This is a genomic window from Pseudomonas sp. KD5, assembly GCF_012932895.1.
Taxonomy (GTDB): domain Bacteria; phylum Pseudomonadota; class Gammaproteobacteria; order Pseudomonadales; family Pseudomonadaceae; genus Aquipseudomonas.
Genome location: NZ_JDWJ01000010.1, coordinates 91,911 through 107,563, shown reverse-complemented (window position 1 = coordinate 107,563; position 15,653 = coordinate 91,911). Strand labels below are relative to the sequence as shown.

18 protein-coding genes and 1 pseudogene are annotated in these 15,653 nt (G+C 59.7%); 10 read left to right on the top strand and 9 right to left on the bottom strand.

What is annotated here, in order from left to right; genetic code table 11:
* Positions 1–24: 24 nt before the first annotated feature.
* Positions 25–927: a TIGR01777 family oxidoreductase gene (locus AF70_RS21840; RefSeq protein WP_028939860.1), complete on the top strand. Its 903-nt coding sequence runs from the start codon at positions 25–27 to the stop codon at positions 925–927.
* Between the two features lie 13 nt (positions 928–940).
* Entirely contained in the window at positions 941–1,963 is a 1,023-nt protein-coding gene (hemH, locus tag AF70_RS21835) for a ferrochelatase (protein WP_019582380.1), read from the top strand.
* Positions 1,964–2,140: 177 nt separating this feature from the next.
* Here hemH and AF70_RS21830 read toward each other — a convergent pair whose 3' ends face one another.
* A complete protein-coding gene (locus AF70_RS21830) occupies positions 2,141–3,415 on the bottom strand; it encodes a uracil-xanthine permease family protein (protein WP_018929585.1) in 1,275 nt (424 codons plus the stop codon).
* Positions 3,416–3,417: 2 nt separating this feature from the next.
* On the bottom strand, positions 3,418–4,056 hold the full coding sequence (upp, locus tag AF70_RS21825) for a uracil phosphoribosyltransferase (protein ID WP_007939777.1): 639 nt from the start codon (positions 4,054–4,056) through the stop codon (positions 3,418–3,420).
* 176 nt (positions 4,057–4,232) lie between these two features.
* Between upp and AF70_RS21820 the strand changes: the two genes are divergently transcribed.
* A complete protein-coding gene (locus AF70_RS21820) occupies positions 4,233–4,790 on the top strand; it encodes a hypoxanthine-guanine phosphoribosyltransferase (protein ID WP_007939779.1) in 558 nt (185 codons plus the stop codon).
* Positions 4,791–4,827: 37 nt separating this feature from the next.
* Here the strand turns inward: AF70_RS21820 and dauA are convergent, their stop codons facing one another.
* Positions 4,828–6,549, bottom strand: a complete 1,722-nt coding sequence (gene dauA / locus AF70_RS21815; RefSeq protein ID WP_028939859.1) for a C4-dicarboxylic acid transporter DauA — start codon at positions 6,547–6,549, stop codon at positions 4,828–4,830.
* 151 nt (positions 6,550–6,700) lie between these two features.
* Here dauA and AF70_RS21810 point away from each other — a divergent pair, with 151 nt between their 5' ends.
* Positions 6,701–7,186 carry a hypothetical protein gene (locus AF70_RS21810; RefSeq protein WP_019582378.1) on the top strand — a complete coding sequence of 162 codons (486 nt, stop codon included), beginning with the start codon at positions 6,701–6,703 and terminating at the stop codon, positions 7,184–7,186.
* A gap of 63 nt (positions 7,187–7,249) precedes the next feature.
* On the top strand, positions 7,250–7,537 hold the full coding sequence (locus AF70_RS21805; protein ID WP_018929588.1) for a PA4642 family protein: 288 nt from the start codon (positions 7,250–7,252) through the stop codon (positions 7,535–7,537).
* 117 nt (positions 7,538–7,654) lie between these two features.
* Here the strand turns inward: AF70_RS21805 and mqo are convergent, their stop codons facing one another.
* Both mqo and AF70_RS21795 read right to left on the bottom strand, forming a co-directional pair.
* Entirely contained in the window at positions 7,655–9,163 is a 1,509-nt protein-coding gene (gene mqo, locus AF70_RS21800; protein ID WP_018929589.1) for a malate dehydrogenase (quinone), read from the bottom strand.
* Between the two features lie 741 nt (positions 9,164–9,904).
* A complete protein-coding gene (locus tag AF70_RS21795; RefSeq protein WP_028939858.1) occupies positions 9,905–10,138 on the bottom strand; it encodes a hypothetical protein in 234 nt (77 codons plus the stop codon).
* Between the two features lie 185 nt (positions 10,139–10,323).
* Between AF70_RS21795 and AF70_RS21790 the strand changes: the two genes are divergently transcribed.
* Positions 10,324–10,908 (top strand): YajG family lipoprotein, encoded by a 585-nt coding sequence (locus tag AF70_RS21790; RefSeq protein WP_007939787.1) that lies wholly within the window; start codon positions 10,324–10,326, stop codon positions 10,906–10,908.
* A 78-nt stretch (positions 10,909–10,986) separates the two neighbouring features.
* Here AF70_RS21790 and AF70_RS21785 read toward each other — a convergent pair whose 3' ends face one another.
* Positions 10,987–11,193, bottom strand: coding sequence for a hypothetical protein (locus AF70_RS21785; protein WP_018929592.1), 207 nt, complete (start codon positions 11,191–11,193; stop codon positions 10,987–10,989).
* 194 nt (positions 11,194–11,387) lie between these two features.
* On the opposite strand from AF70_RS21785, the gene AF70_RS21780 reads away from it, so the two are divergent.
* Complete coding sequence (locus AF70_RS21780; protein ID WP_007939791.1) at positions 11,388–11,666, top strand: hypothetical protein; 279 nt, start codon at positions 11,388–11,390, stop codon at positions 11,664–11,666.
* A gap of 179 nt (positions 11,667–11,845) precedes the next feature.
* On the opposite strand, the gene AF70_RS21775 is transcribed toward AF70_RS21780, so the two are convergent.
* Positions 11,846–13,012, bottom strand: coding sequence for a 1-acyl-sn-glycerol-3-phosphate acyltransferase (locus tag AF70_RS21775; RefSeq protein ID WP_032831027.1), 1,167 nt, complete (start codon positions 13,010–13,012; stop codon positions 11,846–11,848).
* A 138-nt stretch (positions 13,013–13,150) separates the two neighbouring features.
* On the opposite strand from AF70_RS21775, the gene AF70_RS21770 reads away from it, so the two are divergent.
* Genes AF70_RS21770 through AF70_RS21760 form a run of 3 tightly spaced genes read left to right on the top strand, consistent with a single transcriptional unit; the run spans position 13,151 to position 14,265 of the window.
* Positions 13,151–13,333: a CPXCG motif-containing cysteine-rich protein gene (locus AF70_RS21770; protein ID WP_018929594.1), complete on the top strand. Its 183-nt coding sequence runs from the start codon at positions 13,151–13,153 to the stop codon at positions 13,331–13,333.
* A 12-nt stretch (positions 13,334–13,345) separates the two neighbouring features.
* Positions 13,346–13,606 (top strand): putative signal transducing protein, encoded by a 261-nt coding sequence (locus AF70_RS21765; protein ID WP_007939795.1) that lies wholly within the window; start codon positions 13,346–13,348, stop codon positions 13,604–13,606.
* 35 nt (positions 13,607–13,641) lie between these two features.
* Positions 13,642–14,265: an SOS response-associated peptidase gene (locus AF70_RS21760; protein ID WP_028939856.1), complete on the top strand. Its 624-nt coding sequence runs from the start codon at positions 13,642–13,644 to the stop codon at positions 14,263–14,265.
* A gap of 48 nt (positions 14,266–14,313) precedes the next feature.
* Here AF70_RS21760 and AF70_RS30090 read toward each other — a convergent pair whose 3' ends face one another.
* Positions 14,314–15,057, bottom strand: a complete 744-nt coding sequence (locus AF70_RS30090) for a methyl-accepting chemotaxis protein (RefSeq protein ID WP_371929209.1) — start codon at positions 15,055–15,057, stop codon at positions 14,314–14,316.
* A 111-nt stretch (positions 15,058–15,168) separates the two neighbouring features.
* Positions 15,169–15,366 (bottom strand): annotated as a pseudogene (locus AF70_RS30085) (HAMP domain-containing protein); the annotation flags it as partial.
* Between the last annotated feature and the right edge of the window lie 287 nt (positions 15,367–15,653).

The window sequence follows — 15,653 nt, the reverse complement described above, 5'->3', positions numbered from 1 at the left end:
AAAACGCCACGCGAGGAAGATGTCATGCACATATTGCTGACCGGCGGTACTGGTTTGATAGGACGTCAGCTCTGCCGACACTGGTTGAGTCAGGGACATCACCTCACGGTCTGGAGTCGCACGCCCGCTAAAGTCGCCAAAATCTGCGGCACTCAGGTACGGGGAATCGCACGGCTTGAGGATTTTGGGCCAGAACCGGTGGATGCAATTGTCAACCTTGCGGGGGCGCCGATCGCCGATCGGCTCTGGACCCACAAACGCAAAGCGCTGTTGTGGAGCAGCCGGATCACCCTGACTGAAACCCTGTTGGCCTGGCTCGAAAGTCGAGAGCAGAAACCGCAGGTGCTGATCTCCGGTTCAGCGATCGGTTGGTACGGCGACGGCGGCGAGCGGGAGTTGACCGAGCAATCGCCACCAGTCATTGATGATTTCGCCAGCCAATTGTGCATTGCCTGGGAAGAAACCGCGCAGCGCGCCGAGGCCTTGGGCGTTCGCGTAATCCTCATTCGTACCGGGCTGGTGTTGTCCGCCGAGGGCGGCTTTTTGTCGCGGCTGTTGTTGCCGTTCAAACTGGGGCTGGGCGGGCCGATCGGCAGCGGTCGGCAGTGGATGTCGTGGATTCATATCGAAGATCAAATCGCCCTGATTGATTTTCTTCTGCATCGCAATGAGGCCAGCGGTCCCTATAATGCCTGCGCGCCGAAGCCGGTGCGCAATCGCGAATTCGCCAAAACGTTGGGTGACGTGTTGCATCGTCCTGCGTTCATGCCCATGCCGACTCTCGTCTTGAAGGTCGGACTGGGCGAGTTGTCATTGTTGTTGCTGGGGGGGCAGAAGGCGATGCCGGCTCGCTTGCTGGAAGCGGGTTTCACTTTCCGGTTCACTGATTTGCGCGCGGCATTGGACGATCTGTCCGGCCGCCTCTGAAATAGGACGTTGCATGACCGATCACGCATTGCTTCTGGTCAACCTGGGTTCACCTGCCTCCACCTCGGTGGCGGATGTGCGCAGTTACCTCAATCAATTTCTGATGGACCCGTATGTGATCGACCTGCCTTGGCCGGTGCGGCGTTTGCTGGTGTCGTTGATTCTGATCAAGCGCCCGGAACAATCGGCTCACGCTTACGCGTCGATCTGGTGGGAGGAGGGCTCACCACTGGTGGTGCTCAGCCGTCGCCTGCAACAGGCCATGACCCGGCAGTGGGCTCACGGGCCTGTTGAACTGGCGATGCGCTACGGCGAGCCGTCCATTGAGTCTGCGCTGGTGCGGTTGGCTGCCCAGGGGCATAAGAAAGTGACCCTGGCACCGCTTTATCCGCAATTCGCCGACAGCACCGTGACCACGGTGATCGAAGAAGCCAAGCGCGTGGTGCGCGATAAAAAGCTCGACGTGCAGTTCTCGGTTCTTCAGCCGTTCTACGATCAGCCGGAATACCTCGACGCGTTGGTGGCCAGTGTCAGGCCTTATCTGCAACAGGATTTCGATCATCTGCTGCTGAGCTTCCACGGTTTGCCGGAGCGTCACCTGAAAAAGCTCAATCCGGGGCACAGCTTCGAGGGTGGCGGCGATTGCTGCGCCGGTGCGCCACCGGAAGTGGTCGCGACCTGTTACCGCGGTCAGTGCCTGCGCACGGCCGCAGAGTTTGCCAAACGTGTGGGCATACCGGACGGCAAGTGGTCGGTATCGTTTCAGTCGCGTCTGGGCCGGGCCAAGTGGATAGAACCCTACACTGAAGCTCGCCTCGACGAGTTGGCCAAAAGCGGTGTGAAGAAAGTCCTGGTGATGTGCCCGGCGTTCGTTGCCGATTGCATCGAGACGCTGGAGGAGATCGGTGATCGCGGGAAGGAGCAATTCCGCGAGGCAGGAGGGGAGGAGTTGGTGCTGGTGCCTTGCCTCAACGATGAGCCACAGTGGGCGCGGGCGCTGAGCACCTTGTGCGAAAGGGCGCCATTGGCTTTGTAGGAACATACATTGAAGTGAAGGTGGGCTGGTTGTGGCGAGGGAGCTTGCTCCCGCTGGGTCGCGAAGCGGCCCCAAAATCTTTGCAGTCAATGAAGATTTTGTGAGTGCTGCGCACTGGTGCGCCAGCCCGGTCAAGCGGGAGCAAGCTCCCTCGCCACAGGGGATTGAGTCGCCTGCTTACAACAGCGGCTCATCCGCCTTCTTGTGCTTCCAGCTGTCATTGCCCGGCAGCAACAGGTTCAGCGCAATCGCCACCACCGCGCACAGCGCGATGCCTTTGAGGCCGAAATCGTTCTGGCCAGTACCGGTGCCGACCAGCATGCCGCCAATCCCGAACACCAGCGTCACCGAGACAATCACCAGGTTGCGTGCTTCGCCCAGGTCGATCTTGTGGCGGATCATGGTGTTCATGCCCACCGCGGCAATCGAACCGAACAACAGGCAGAGAATCCCGCCCATCACCGGCACCGGGATGCTTTGCAGCAGCGCGCCGAATTTGCCGATGAACGCCAGGCTGATCGCGAAGATCGCCGCCCAGGTCATGATTTTCGGGTTGTAGTTCTTGGTCAGCATCACCGCGCCAGTCACTTCGGCGTAAGTGGTGTTGGGTGGGCCGCCGAACAGACCGGCCGCGGTGGTGGCAATGCCGTCACCGAGCAAGGTGCGGTGCAGGCCGGGCTTTTTCAGGTAGTCGCGACCGGTCACGCTACCCACGGCAATCACGCCACCGATGTGCTCGATGGCCGGGGCCAGCGCCACCGGAACGATGAACAGAATCGCCTGCCAGTTGAATTCCGGCGCGGTGAAATGTGGAATCGCGAACCACGGTGCCACGGCAATCTTCGCGGTATCGACCACGCCGAAATAAAACGCCATGGCAAAACCCACCAGCACACCGGAGATAATCGGCACCAGGCGGAAAATACCTCTGCCGAACACCGCGACGATCAGGGTGGTCAGCAGCGCGGGCATCGAAATCATCATCGCCGTCTGGTAATGAATCAGCTCAGTGCCGTCACCCGCCTTGCCCATCGCCATGTTGGCGGCAATCGGCGCCATGGCCAGGCCGATGGAGATGATCACCGGGCCAATCACCACCGGAGGCAGCAAACGGTCGATAAACCCGGTGCCTTTGATCTTCACCGCAAGGCCGAGGAAGGTGTAGACGAAACCGGCCGCCATCACGCCGCCCATGGTCGCCGCCAGGCCGAACTGACCCTTGGCGAGAATGATCGGGGTGATGAAGGCGAAGCTCGACGCCAGGAATACCGGCACCTGACGCCCGGTGACGATCTGGAACAGGATCGTCCCTAAACCTGCGGTGAACAGCGCCACGTTAGGGTCGAGGCCGGTAATCAGCGGCATCAACACCAGGGCGCCGAAGGCCACGAACAGCATCTGCGCGCCGGACAGAACCGTGCGCCAGAGCGGATCGTTGAACTCTTGCTGCATGGTCACGCGTCCTTCTGCTTGGTGCCGAAGATCTTGTCACCGGCATCGCCCAAGCCTGGGATGATGTAACCGTGTTCGTTCAGTTTCTGGTCAATGGAAGCGGTGTAGATGGTCACGTCCGGGTGAGCCTTCTCCACAGCGGCGATACCTTCGGGAGCTGCCACCAGGACCATCGCGCGTATGTCCTTGCAGCCGGCCTTCTTCAGCAAATCGATGGTGGCGACCATCGAGCCGCCGGTGGCGAGCATCGGGTCGATGATCATCGCCAGGCGCTCGTCGATTTCCGGCACCAGTTTTTCCAGGTAGGTGTGGGCTTCGAGGGTTTCCTCGTTGCGGGCCACGCCTACCGCGCTGACCTTGGCGCCCGGGATCAGGCTCAGTACGCCTTCGAGCATGCCGATACCGGCACGCAGGATCGGCACCACGGTAATTTTCTTGCCGGCGATTTTCTCCACCGACACCGTGCCGCACCAGCCTTCGATGTCGTAGCTTTCCAGCGGCAGGTCTTTGGTGGCTTCATAGGTCAGCAGGGCGCCGACTTCCTGAGCGAGCTCACGGAAATTCTTCGTGCTGATGTCGGCGCGGCGCATAAGGCCAAGTTTATGACGGATCAGCGGATGGCGGATCTCACGGATGGGCATGGGGGAAGGCTCCGGCGGCGGGCAAAAAAACCGGCCTAGATTAATCTATCCGAGGGTGTTGTCCTATAGACATACAGTACGTTAGTCCACAAACGCTTGATCTGGCCGTGCGGGATGCGTACCTTTGCCCGCTTTTCCGAATCCGTCCCTCCCCCTCAAACCCCTTGGAGAGCGCCATGTCCGCTGATCTCGAGCATATCCGTCAAATCATGCGAGAGGCTGACTGCCTGTACACCGAAGCTGAAGTCGAGGCGGCCATCGCCCGCGTCGGTGCACATATCAACGAACAACTGGCTGAAAGCAATCCGGTGGTGTTCTGTGTGATGAACGGCGGCCTGATTTTCGCCGGCAAGCTGCTCACCCATCTGCAATTCCCGCTGGAAGCGTCGTACCTGCACGCCACCCGCTATCGCAACGAAACCAGCGGCGGCGAGCTGTTCTGGAAAGCCAAGCCGGAAGTTTCGTTCATCGACCGTGACGTACTGATCATCGACGACATCCTCGATGAAGGTCACACACTGGGCGCGATCATCGATTTCTGCAAACACGCCGGTGCCCGCAAAGTGCACACCGCCGTGCTGATCGACAAGGACCACGACCGCAAGGCTCGCCCGGACCTGAAGGCCGATTTCGTCGGCCTGCCGTGCATTGACCGTTACATCTTCGGTTATGGCATGGACTACAAAGGCTACTGGCGTAACGCGAACGGGATTTTTGCCGTTAAAGGCCTGTAAGCGGACCCGCCGTGCGCAGTTCACTTGAACTGCGCATTCAGTCCTGTCCGGCGAGCCAGCGTTCGCTTTTGCGTCGAGCCTGTTCCAGGTTGTTCACGTAAGCCAACTGACGCTGTTCCCGATGGATGCCCGCGCGCCTGAGTTTCAGGCGCACGCGCGCAGCCGTCCCGACCAGAATCAGGCCGATGCCGTCGGTGCGGTAATCCCTGAGGATATTGTCGAAGGCCGCCAGCGCCGTCATGTCCAGCATGGACACGGCACTCATCTCGACAATCACCACTTTGACCTCCGGGCTGAATTTGCGCAGCACGCCCAGGGCTTTTTCCGCCGCACCGAAAAACAGCGGCCCGCGTATCGCATAACAACGAACATGCTCCGGCAAATCCTGTAAGGCTTGATGGAACTCTCGAGGCAGTTCGGCGGTGTCCGTGAGGTCGCTCATGCGCTTGACGAACAACCCGGCGGCCAGCAACAGCCCAACGGCAACGGCCAGCACCATGTCGAACAGCACTGTCAGGCTCAGGCAGGTCAGCAAGACCAGCACATCGCTGCGTGGTGCAATGCGCAAGGTGTGCACGACATGCCGGGCCTCGCTCATGTTCCACGCCACCATCACAAGCAATGCCGCCAGCGCGGCCATTGGCAAGTAGCTGAACAGCGGGGCGAGGACGAGTATCGCCAGCAGCACCACCGCGCTGTGGATAATTGCCGCCAATGGCGAAAACGCCCCGCTGCGTACGTTGGTGGCGCTGCGGGCAATCGCCGCGGTGGCGGTAATACCGCCGAACAACGGTGCGACCAGATTACCAATGCCTTGACCCAGGAGTTCGGCGTTGGGGTCATGTTTGCTGCCCGTCATGCCATCGGCCACCACCGCGCACAACAGCGATTCGATGGCACCAAGCATGGCAATGGCGAACGCTGGCGCCATTAATTGGCGGATCAGGTCATAAGACAAATGCAGCGGCTGACCATTGGGCCCCGGCAAATTCCACGGCCAGTCGAAGCTCGGCAGAAACGGCGGAATACCGGGGTGGCTGACTCCATCGACGATATAGCTGAAGCGCTCGCCCAGCGTCGCAATCGGTAACCCGCCGCTTTCCAGCGCCAGCCCCAACATTGCGCCGACGGCCAGTGCCACCAGATGCCCCGGAACCCTTGGCACAAACCGCGGCCAGACGATCAGAACCACCAGGCACATAACACCGATGATCCCGTCCCCCAGACGGGCGCTGGGCAACGCCTGGAGCAGCGCACCTAATTGCTCGATGTAATGTTCGGCATGCCCGGTGGTACTCAGGCCCAGCAAATCCTTTAGTTGGAGTGTGGCGATGACAATGCCGATCCCGGCGGTAAAGCCCAGGGTCACCGGATAAGGAATGTACTGAATCAGCCGCCCGGCCCGAATCAGCCCCAAGGCAATCAGGATGGCCCCGGCGAGCATGGTGCAAAGCAGCAGGCCACCCAGGCCATATTGTTGGGTGATCGGCAGCAGTATCACCACGAACGCGGCTGTCGGCCCGCTGACATTGAAGCGCGAGCCTCCCGTCAGGGCGATCAGTGGGGCCGCGATCAGCACCGTATACAAACCTTGCTGGGGCGCTACTCCCACCGCAATCGCCAGGGCCATGGCCAGGGGAATGGCGATAATCCCTACCGTCACCCCGGCACTGATGTCGCCGCGCAAGCGTCTGAGGCTATAACCTGCACGCAGGGTTTGACGCCAGGCGGCGAATAACGGGGGGATGGAGAATGGCATAGGGACTCCACAGTAGACGGCACGCCGTCGAATTAGGGCTGAAGGCTCTTTCAGTATGCCCAGCCTTGTCTTCGAGAGTATTGATCTGGATCGGTTATTCGCCCGATTGATCATCATGCTAGAGTGCTCGGCCTCGTCCCTGGAGCCTGTCATGAGTCTTTTGATCCGCAGCTGCGCCGCCCTGATGTTGGTCTTCAGCCTACCCCTGGCCGCTGCCCCGGCACCGATGCATGTGCAGTTTTTGCCCCCGGACGACTTGACTCTGCGTGAAGCGGAACCCGAGCAGCAACAACTGTTGCAGGTCACCGAGTATTCAGTGGTCCTCGGCAGCCAACGTCAGTCCAACCAACAACCGATCCCGGTCACCTCACCGTTGCTGATCCGCCTCAAGGGCAAACCCTTGAATAAGGGCGCGACTATCAGCCAGGTGTTGGTCAACTTCGATGGCGAAAGCAAAAGCCTGAAAAAGCCGATCTACGACAACAAAAGCAAAACGCTAACGCTCTATTACCCGTTGGCCCAGTACCGGGTGGTGATCGACTTGTTGCGCAACGAAACGGTGTATTGCCAGTTTCTGAGTTACGCCAATGGCCATATCTGGGCCGATCTGCACACCGGTAGCGTTCGTCCGCGTTGAGCCCGGCATCAAGGCAGGGGTAAACTGCCCGCCCTGTGAAATGTCTGCGAGCTGGAGTCGGCAATGCGTAAAGATAAGAAGCAAGTGATTGGTGACGAGATCGGCGATGCGCAGATCAAACTGTTCCTCGATTTCGAGCCGGTCGACGCCACTTCACCGTCGCTGCACAAACTGATCAAGGCATACCGCGGCCTGCGCATCGATGACTTCGAGCGTTTTCTGACGTTCTTTGTCGAAGCCGGCTACGATCTGGACGGCAAGGATGAGCACGGCAATGACTTCGTGGCCCTGATCCAGGATCAACGTAACGCGGCCGAGTACATCGAGTTGATCGACAAGGCTCGCGGTTAACGTCAGGCACTGGAATTTGTGGCGAGGGAGTAAGCTCCCTCGCCACAAGATTGTTTCACCGCATATAAAAAAACGCCCCGCCCTCAATGAGGACGGGGCGTTTTTTATGCGGCTGAATCAAGCGTAGCTTTGGGTTTCGCTGCTTGCTTCAACCAGTTCCAGTGCGACGTTGTTCTGCGCATTGATCTTGCGATACAGCGCAGCGTCGGTTTCCAGGACTTTCTCCCGGGCCGGGAAGATTTCCGCCAGTTTGGCAGCCCACTCGCCCTTGGCCTTGTTCGGGAAGCACTTCTCGATCAATTCCAGCATGATCGACACGGTCACCGAGGCGCCTGGCGAGGCGCCGAGCAGAGCGGCAAGGGAACCGTCCTTGGCCGCGACCAGTTCGGTACCGAACTGCAGAACGCCGCCTTTCTTCGGGTCTTTCTTGATGATCTGCACCCGTTGGCCGGCCACTTCCAGGCGCCAGTCTTCGGCTTTCGCTTCAGGGTAGAAGCGACGCAGGGATTCCAGGCGCTGCTCCATCGACTGCATCACTTCGCTGACCAGATACTTGGTCAGGTCCATGTTGTTTTTGGCCACGGCCAGCATTGGGCCGATGTTACCGGCGCGGACCGACATCGGCAGGTCCATGAACGAACCGTGCTTGAGGAACTTGGTGGTGAAACCGGCATAAGGTCCGAACAGCAGGGACTTCTTGCCATCGACCACTCGGGTGTCCAGGTGCGGCACGGACATCGGTGGCGAACCGACCGCGGCCTGGCTGTAGACCTTGGCCTGGTGGTGTTTGACCACTTCCGGGTTGTCGCAACGCAGCCACTGGCCGCTGATCGGGAAGCCGCCGAAGCCTTTGCTTTCTTCGATGCCCGACGCTTGCAGCAGCGGCAGTGCCGCGCCGCCGGCGCCGAGGAAGACGAATTTGGCGTCGACTTCGCGGGTATTGCCGCTGTTGACGTCCTTGATGCTGACGGTCCAGCCGCCGTTGTTACGCTTCAGGCCGGTGACGCGCTTGCAGTACTTGACCTGGGCATCGGGCGCGCTGGTCAGGTGCTTGAGCAGTTGGTTGGTCAGGGCGCCGAAGTTGACGTCGGTGCCGTTCATCACGCGGGTGGCGGCGAGGACTTCGTCAGCCGGACGGCCCGGCATCATCAGCGGCATCCACTCGGCCATCTTGGCTTTGTCTTCGGTGTATTCCATGTCCGAGAAGGCATGGTGCTTGCTCAGGGTCTTGAAGCGTTCCTTGAGGAAGGACACGCCATTCTCACCCTGCACGAAGCTCAGGTGCGGCACCGGGCTGATGAACGATTTGCACGAACCGAAGGTGCCTTTCTTGGTCAGGTAGGACCAGAACTGCTTCGACACCTCGAACTGGGTGTTGATGTGCACGGCTTTCTTGATGTCGACGGTGCCGTCAGCGGCCTGCGGCGTGTAGTTCAGCTCACACAGCCCGGCGTGACCGGTACCGGCGTTGTTCCACGGATTGGAACTTTCCGCGGCACCGGAATCCATCAGCTCGACGACTTCCAGCTTGATCGCGGGGTCGAGCTCTTTAAGCAGTACAGCGAGGGTGGCACTCATGATGCCGGCCCCAACCAGTACTACGTCGACTGCTTCGTTATGCGCCATTTAACGCGTCTCCAAAATCTGCAGCACCAAATTGTCGGCATAGCTGCCAGGAGTGACGGGGCGTGTCAGTGATGCCCCAGGTACCCATGGCCAGGATCGCCATGTCCGAATCTTCGCAATTTTTCGCAACTTCGACGGATGCATGCGGCCTGGCTTCAAGAGTCACATGAACTCATTTCGGCACGCGGCTGGCAATTCGACTTATGGTCGAGACATCCGTTTGTGCAACCAAATCCGTAGCGGACAGGCTTCAGGCTCCGGTGTTCGAGGAGTACTCGGTCCTGTGTCGTTGGGCTGTTGTAGACGCTAATGGTGCATGTTCAGACGCAAAACTATTCATTTGCTCGCCACACTCTTGTGAAGTTGTGAAAACCCGTTTTTTTCACGCTCTTTTGAAGACGTGAACCTCAAAAAAGGGCTGTCCCAGCCTGGCACCGCGCCCGGATGGATTGCCGCCATGGGATGCATGGGCGGCAAAAACGGGCAAACAGCTCAGTGACCGAGCGTAATGACAGCTCTGCAGATTCGCGAAAAGTGGGGGGGTTGCTTGAGAAACAGCAAGCTCGCCAGCTTCACTCGATCTGTGTGGGCGGCTCTCTGTGGGCGGTTCGGGGGTGTCAATACCGAGGCATTAACGATGCTGCGAGGCCCGATCAGGAGACGTCCTTATAATCGGGGGGAGATTGTATCTAAGAAACGCAGGGAAATGGTCGTGTTTAATGACTTTTATTAGGTGTCCGGTCAGGTGGTCAGCAGTTGCTGCGCGCGTGCACGTGGCGGGTGCTGGCTGACACGGGCGCTGGCGGGCAGGGGATGGTGCAGCCAGTTGAGGCGAATTTCTTCGATTTCGACCCAGCCATCGCCCATGGGCTGGAGGCTGCACTGCTTGAAGGCCTGGCAGTGGCCATTGTGGTCGAGCAGAGCGAAACTGCGGTGCAGCGGGCGTGGCGCGAACAGGGAGATGAGAAAACGCATGGCAACGTACCTTTTGGGGTGACTGCCATAAAGGTTGCCAGCGGGCGGTGACAAAGGTGTGACAGGAACCGCGCTGCGCCGGGTTTGTCAGAGATTTCAGTAATCGTTGCGCGAAGCTAGTTCGCCGCAGTGGCGCACCGCTATACTGCGGGCATTGTCAGTTGCCTGATTCTGGAGAGAAGAGCATGTTGCAACGCCTGTTGTTCGGTTTGATCACTGTGACCAGTTTGACCCTCGTCGGCTGCGCCCACAGCCCGCAACAACTGAACCCGGAACCCAAGCTGACGGCTCAGTTGGCGCCGATCGGCCATGGTCAGCCGGTGGTGGTGCGTGTGGTGGACGGTCGTCCATCGCCAACCCTGGGGACCCGTGGCGGTCTGTACCCGGAGACCAGTGCGATCACGGTGCAGGGCGCGCAGATTCTGCCGAAGCTGCAGGCTCAGGCTGAGGCGGCCGTGCGGTTGCTGGGCTTCACGCCGACGGCCAATGCGCTCAATGCGCCGCAATTGACGGTGACCCTGGCCGAGCTGAAGTATCAGTCGCCCAAAGAAGGTTTGTATGTGACTGAAGCAACAATTGGCGCGACGTTCCGTTCCGATGTGCAGAATGCCAACCGTCGTTACAGCGGTCGCTACGGCGCGTCGCTGGATCAGCGTTTTGGCATGGCGCCGAATCAGGAAACCAATACCAAGCTGGTCAGTGATGTGCTGAGTGATGCGTTGACCCGCTTGTTCAAGGACCCGACGATTGGTCAGGTGCTTGGCGAGTAACGGTTTGCAGCTTGTTTAAAGAACCCGGTGCCAGCGATGGCGCCGGGTTTTTTGTGCCTGCCGCTCCAGCAAGGGAAATCAAGCCGCTTGCGAATAGAAGTCCAGAACACTCACCCCGGTCAGCAAATCCGTCTCCGGCAAATCCGCATGTTGATGCCCGCCCAACGCGCAATACACCAGCCAATGCCGGTCCTGTACGTTGAAGGCGAGGCTGCCGACTAAGGTTTGTTGTTCGTCGCTTTGGGCAATGAGGTAAAGACGATCCTGGTTTTCGGCGTGGAGCATGACGCGGTCCGTGTCGGTTTCGAAGGGCGACAGACTGGCGGATTCAGATGACGGCGCCGTGACACAGGACAGCTATCGGTCAAATGGTTTCGTTATTTGTCGGAAAGCCGGGGCAGGCCGGTGCGCTTTCGGTAGAATTCGCGCCGCGGTCGTCGGTTGGGCGTCTGCCACACTGGTTCTGCCTGAGGTTTGTGATGTCGCTGCAATTGATTTCGCTCTTTACCGCTCATCCCGCCAAATTGATCAACCTGCTGGCCTTGCTGTTCGCCTGCCCGGGCGGCTGGTTGCTGCACGCCACCCGTCGTCGTGAACAGCGCGCGATGGCTAGTATCGAAGCCCAGCGCCAGAGCAGGCCCAGCGAAGAGCCAACCCTCGATTGGGCGACCTTGCGCATGAACCGGTTTTTCTACCGCTTCGGTTTTGCCTGCCTTGGGATGGCGTTGCTGGTGTCGTGGGTCAGTACTCGCGTCTAATCGCGACGCGGTAACTTGTGGCGAGGGGGCTTGCCCCCGTTGGGCTGCACAGCAGCCCTGAAATGGCAATCGCTGGTCTTTCTGACATGCCCGCTGCCATCGGTTCTACGACTGCTGCGCAGCCGAACGGGGGCAAGCCCCCTCGCCACAAGGCGCCGTTGTCGTATCCAGCCATTACCCTAAAGAGGTAACCCGGCCTTGACCCGATACTGATTACGCACCGGCATCGCATATTGCAGCACCAGGAACGGACGATGATCCTCGGGGCAAGCTTCCAGTCGACGCTGCCATTCTTCCTGAGCCTTGGCCAGTTCATCTGCCGCAAACAGCTCGGCCGCTTTCGGCACCTGCAATTGCGGGTCGGCGTCTTTCCACTGCGCATACGCCAGGTAATGCACCGGGAATAACCGGTAACCGCCCAGAATCTGCCTGTCCATTTCGATCGCCAATTGCTTGGTGTCTTCGAACAGTTCGGTGATCGGCGCGGCGAAGTTCACGTGGACCCGGCCTTTGTAGCCGGTAATGCCCTTGGCGATGCTCACGTCATCCTCGCCCGGCGCCTTGGTGTAGGTGCCGGTGGTGGCGCGGATGTACAGCTCGCGGGCCTTGGCCTGGTCGCAGGGGTCGTATTCGTAGCTGATCGACACCGGGGTGAGGTTCAGCGAGCGGATGACTTCGCCGAACGGCTCGTCCTTGCGGCTCATGTGGAACATCTTGAGGATCGCCGACTCGGTGCGGTCGTCGCCGTCCTTGGCCCGGCCTTCAGCCTGAGCAATCCAGATCGAGGCGCAATCGTTGCGGATCGAGTGATTGATGTAGGCCGACAACAATTGATACGCCGCCATTTTCTCGCGTCGACCAGTGATCGAACGGTGCACGATGAAGCTCTTGTTCAGGCGCATCAGGTCGCTGACAAAAGGCTTCTGCAGCAGGTTGTCGCCAATGGCGATGCGTGGGGTCGGCAGGCCGGCGTGGTACACGGCGTAGTTGACGAAGGCCGGGTCCATCACGATGTCGCGGTGGTTGGCGATGAACAGGTAGGCACTGCCGGACTTGAATTGCTCCACGCCGGTGTAGGTCACCCCGTCCGTGGCGCGCTCGATGGTGTGGTCGACGTAAAACTCGACTTTGTCCTGCAACGTGGCCACCGACGTGACGTCGGCGAACTCACGGCGCAGCCGATGCGCTATAAGAGGTTTGAGCATCCAGCCGAAGGCACCGGCAAAGCGCGGGAAGCGGAAGTGGGTGAGGATATCTAGAAACGCCTTGTCGCCGAGCAGCCGTGCCAGCACCGCTGGGACTTCGCTGTCGTCGTAAGGTCGGATGGCATCGAATTCGCCCATCATGCTCTCTTGTTAGAAACGGCTAGGGTAAGTAAAGGTATTGATCGAAAACCAACGGGGCATGGTCTGAAAGGTAGTCAGACGAAAATAGCCCTGCAAATAGACCGGCGATTATACGCACAAGTCACCTGGGAGACCGCGATGCTGGAAACTGCGCAGTATGAATGTCCGTATTGCGGTGAAGAAGTCGAGGCTGTTCTGGATTTGTCTGGCGGTGATCAGACCTATATCGAGGATTGTCCGGTGTGTTGTCGTCCCATTACCTTTGTCTTGCAGGTTCACGGCGAGGAATGGCACCTCGACGTCTACAGCGAAAACGAATGAAGGGGGTCACCCATGCAGCGTATCTATGAGCCGGAAAATCTGATGGAAGGCGAATTGCTGCTAAGTATGCTGGCCAGTGAAGGTATCGAGGCGCATCTGGTGGGCCGGGATTTGATCGGCGGTACCGGGGAATTGCCGATATTCGGCCTGCTGGGTGTATCGGTCGATAACGACCAGGCGCAATACGCGCGGGAACTGATCGCCGCGTACAATGCCGCGCTGCCGCTGTCCGGCGATGAACCGGACAGCTTTCCCGGCACGCTGGTCTGTTAGGCTGACGTTCGTTTGATCAAGAGTCGTATTGCCCCATGTGTGGACGTTATGCCCTGTTTCGCTGGAACCCCGCCTTCGCGGCCCTGCCCGGATTTCCCGCCGATCAGCAGGCCCAGTGGAATATTTCTCCCAACGATTCGGTGTTGATGCTGCGTGCCGGTGCAGATGGGCAGCGTGAGTTGGCCCGCGCCCGCTGGGGCCTGACGCCGCCGTGGCTGACCGACCTGTCCCGCACGCCGGCCCATGCCCGTGCCGAAACCGTTGCCGAACAGCCGATGTTTCGCGAAGCCTTGCGCCTGCGCCGTTGTCTGCTGCCGGCCAATGGTTTTTACGAGTGGCGCGGCACTACGCGCAAACGTCCGTACTGGCTGACGCCGGGGGAGGGCTCGACGCTGTACTTCGCAGCGATCTGGGAGGCGTACCCAGTGCAAGAGCATGTATGGCTGAGTACGGCGGTGATCACCCAACCTGCTTCGAGTCAGCGTCGGCCGTTGATTCTCGATGCGGCGGGGCAGGAAGCCTGGCTCAATCCTGAAACCCCGCTACATGCCTTGCAAGCGCTGCTGGCCAGCGAACCCGCGGCGCTGCGCGAGCGGGTGCTGGCGAACATGGTGAATGATCCGAAGCTCAATGGGCCGGAGTGTTTGACCCCGGGCTGAGCGCGTAATGATCATTCCCATGCTCTGCGTGGGAACGATCATTGAACCCTAAACCTTGAACTGATTGATCAACCGGCGCTGCTGTTCCGCCAACTTGGTCAAATCCGCACTCGCTGCGCTCGATTCATCCGCGCCACCGGCCACTTCATTGGCTACTTGCCCGATGTTGATCACGTTGCGGTTAATGTCGTCGGCCACCGCGCTCTGTTCTTCGGCGGCGCTGGCGATCTGGGTGTTCATGTCGTTGATCACCGACACCGCTTGCGTAATGGTTTCCAGCGCTTCGGCCGCTTTCGCCGCGTGCTGCACGCTTTCATCGGTGCGGTTCTGACTGTCTTCCATGACCCGCACCACATCGCGGGTGCCTTGCTGCAGTTGCTGGATCATGGTCTGGATTTCTTCCGTGGCCTTCTGGGTTTTCTGCGCCAGGTTGCGTACTTCATCGGCCACCACCGCAAAACCCCGGCCCTGTTCACCGGCCCGCGCCGCTTCGATGGCCGCATTCAAGGCCAGCAGGTTGGTCTGCTCGGCGATGCCGCGAATGGCCGTCAGGATCGCATTGATGTTTTCGCTGTCCTTGGCCAGGGTCTGCACCACGCTGACGGCTTTGCCGATTTCGATGGCCAACACACCAATCGAATTCGACGTATCCCGGACGATTTGCATGCCTTGCGCCGCCGCCTGATCTGCATGACTGGCAGCTTGCGCGGCCTGGGTGGCGTTGCGCGCCACGTCCTGGGCGGTGGCGGTCATTTCGTGTACGGCGGTGGCGACCTGATCGATCTCGGCCATTTGTTTGTGCACACCGATGTTGGTGCGAATGGCAATGTCGGCGGTGTGTTCCGACGAATCGCTGACGCTCTGCACCGATGTCACCACTTGAGTAATCATCGCCTGCAACTTGGCCAGGAAGGTGTTGAAGCCCTTGGCGATCGAGCCCAGTTCGTCGCTGCGGTCGCTGGTCAGACGGCGGGTCAGGTCGCCTTCGCCCTGGGCGATGTCATCGAGCATGGTCACCATCTGCTTCAGCGGCCGGGCAATGCCGTGGCCCACCAGCCAGATCACCAACAAACCAATGCCGGCGATCAGCAAGCCGACCATGGCCATGCCAAAGGTGTCGGACTTGCGCTGTGCGTCCAGGTCACCTTGAAGTTTTTGCAGGTCGGCCATCACCGCGTTCAGCGGCAGTTGCAGCATCAAGGTCCAGCGGGCGTCGGTCTGGCCGATGCCGAAGGGCAGGTACAACTCGATCCGGCCCTGGGCCTTGTCGACGGTGTAAGTCACTTCGCCGCGCTTGAGATTGGCCATGTTGGCAATCTGTTTGCTGTCGAGGATGTCGCTGACTTTTTCGCCGAATTTGCTCGGGTCTTTGGTGTAGGCGACGATTC

Coding starts and splice junctions, on each gene's coding strand:
- AF70_RS21810 (WP_019582378.1), top strand. CDS start 6,701: ATGAGTCTTTTGATCCGCAGCTGCGCCGCCCTGATGTTGGTCTTCAGC.
- AF70_RS21795 (WP_028939858.1), bottom strand. CDS start 10,138: ATGCGTTTTCTCATCTCCCTGTTCGCGCCACGCCCGCTGCACCGCAGT.
- AF70_RS21780 (WP_007939791.1), top strand. CDS start 11,388: ATGTCGCTGCAATTGATTTCGCTCTTTACCGCTCATCCCGCCAAATTG.
- upp (WP_007939777.1), bottom strand. CDS start 4,056: ATGCCCATCCGTGAGATCCGCCATCCGCTGATCCGTCATAAACTTGGC.
- dauA (WP_028939859.1), bottom strand. CDS start 6,549: ATGCCATTCTCCATCCCCCCGTTATTCGCCGCCTGGCGTCAAACCCTG.
- AF70_RS21830 (WP_018929585.1), bottom strand. CDS start 3,415: ATGCAGCAAGAGTTCAACGATCCGCTCTGGCGCACGGTTCTGTCCGGC.
- AF70_RS21760 (WP_028939856.1), top strand. CDS start 13,642: ATGTGTGGACGTTATGCCCTGTTTCGCTGGAACCCCGCCTTCGCGGCC.
- AF70_RS30090 (WP_371929209.1), bottom strand. CDS start 15,057: ATGGCCGAGATCGATCAGGTCGCCACCGCCGTACACGAAATGACCGCC.
- AF70_RS21790 (WP_007939787.1), top strand. CDS start 10,324: ATGTTGCAACGCCTGTTGTTCGGTTTGATCACTGTGACCAGTTTGACC.
- mqo (WP_018929589.1), bottom strand. CDS start 9,163: ATGGCGCATAACGAAGCAGTCGACGTAGTACTGGTTGGGGCCGGCATC.
- AF70_RS21840 (WP_028939860.1), top strand. CDS start 25: ATGCACATATTGCTGACCGGCGGTACTGGTTTGATAGGACGTCAGCTC.
- AF70_RS21785 (WP_018929592.1), bottom strand. CDS start 11,193: ATGCTCCACGCCGAAAACCAGGATCGTCTTTACCTCATTGCCCAAAGC.
- hemH (WP_019582380.1), top strand. CDS start 941: ATGACCGATCACGCATTGCTTCTGGTCAACCTGGGTTCACCTGCCTCC.
- AF70_RS21775 (WP_032831027.1), bottom strand. CDS start 13,012: ATGATGGGCGAATTCGATGCCATCCGACCTTACGACGACAGCGAAGTC.
- AF70_RS21765 (WP_007939795.1), top strand. CDS start 13,346: ATGCAGCGTATCTATGAGCCGGAAAATCTGATGGAAGGCGAATTGCTG.
- AF70_RS21770 (WP_018929594.1), top strand. CDS start 13,151: ATGCTGGAAACTGCGCAGTATGAATGTCCGTATTGCGGTGAAGAAGTC.
- AF70_RS21805 (WP_018929588.1), top strand. CDS start 7,250: ATGCGTAAAGATAAGAAGCAAGTGATTGGTGACGAGATCGGCGATGCG.
- AF70_RS21820 (WP_007939779.1), top strand. CDS start 4,233: ATGTCCGCTGATCTCGAGCATATCCGTCAAATCATGCGAGAGGCTGAC.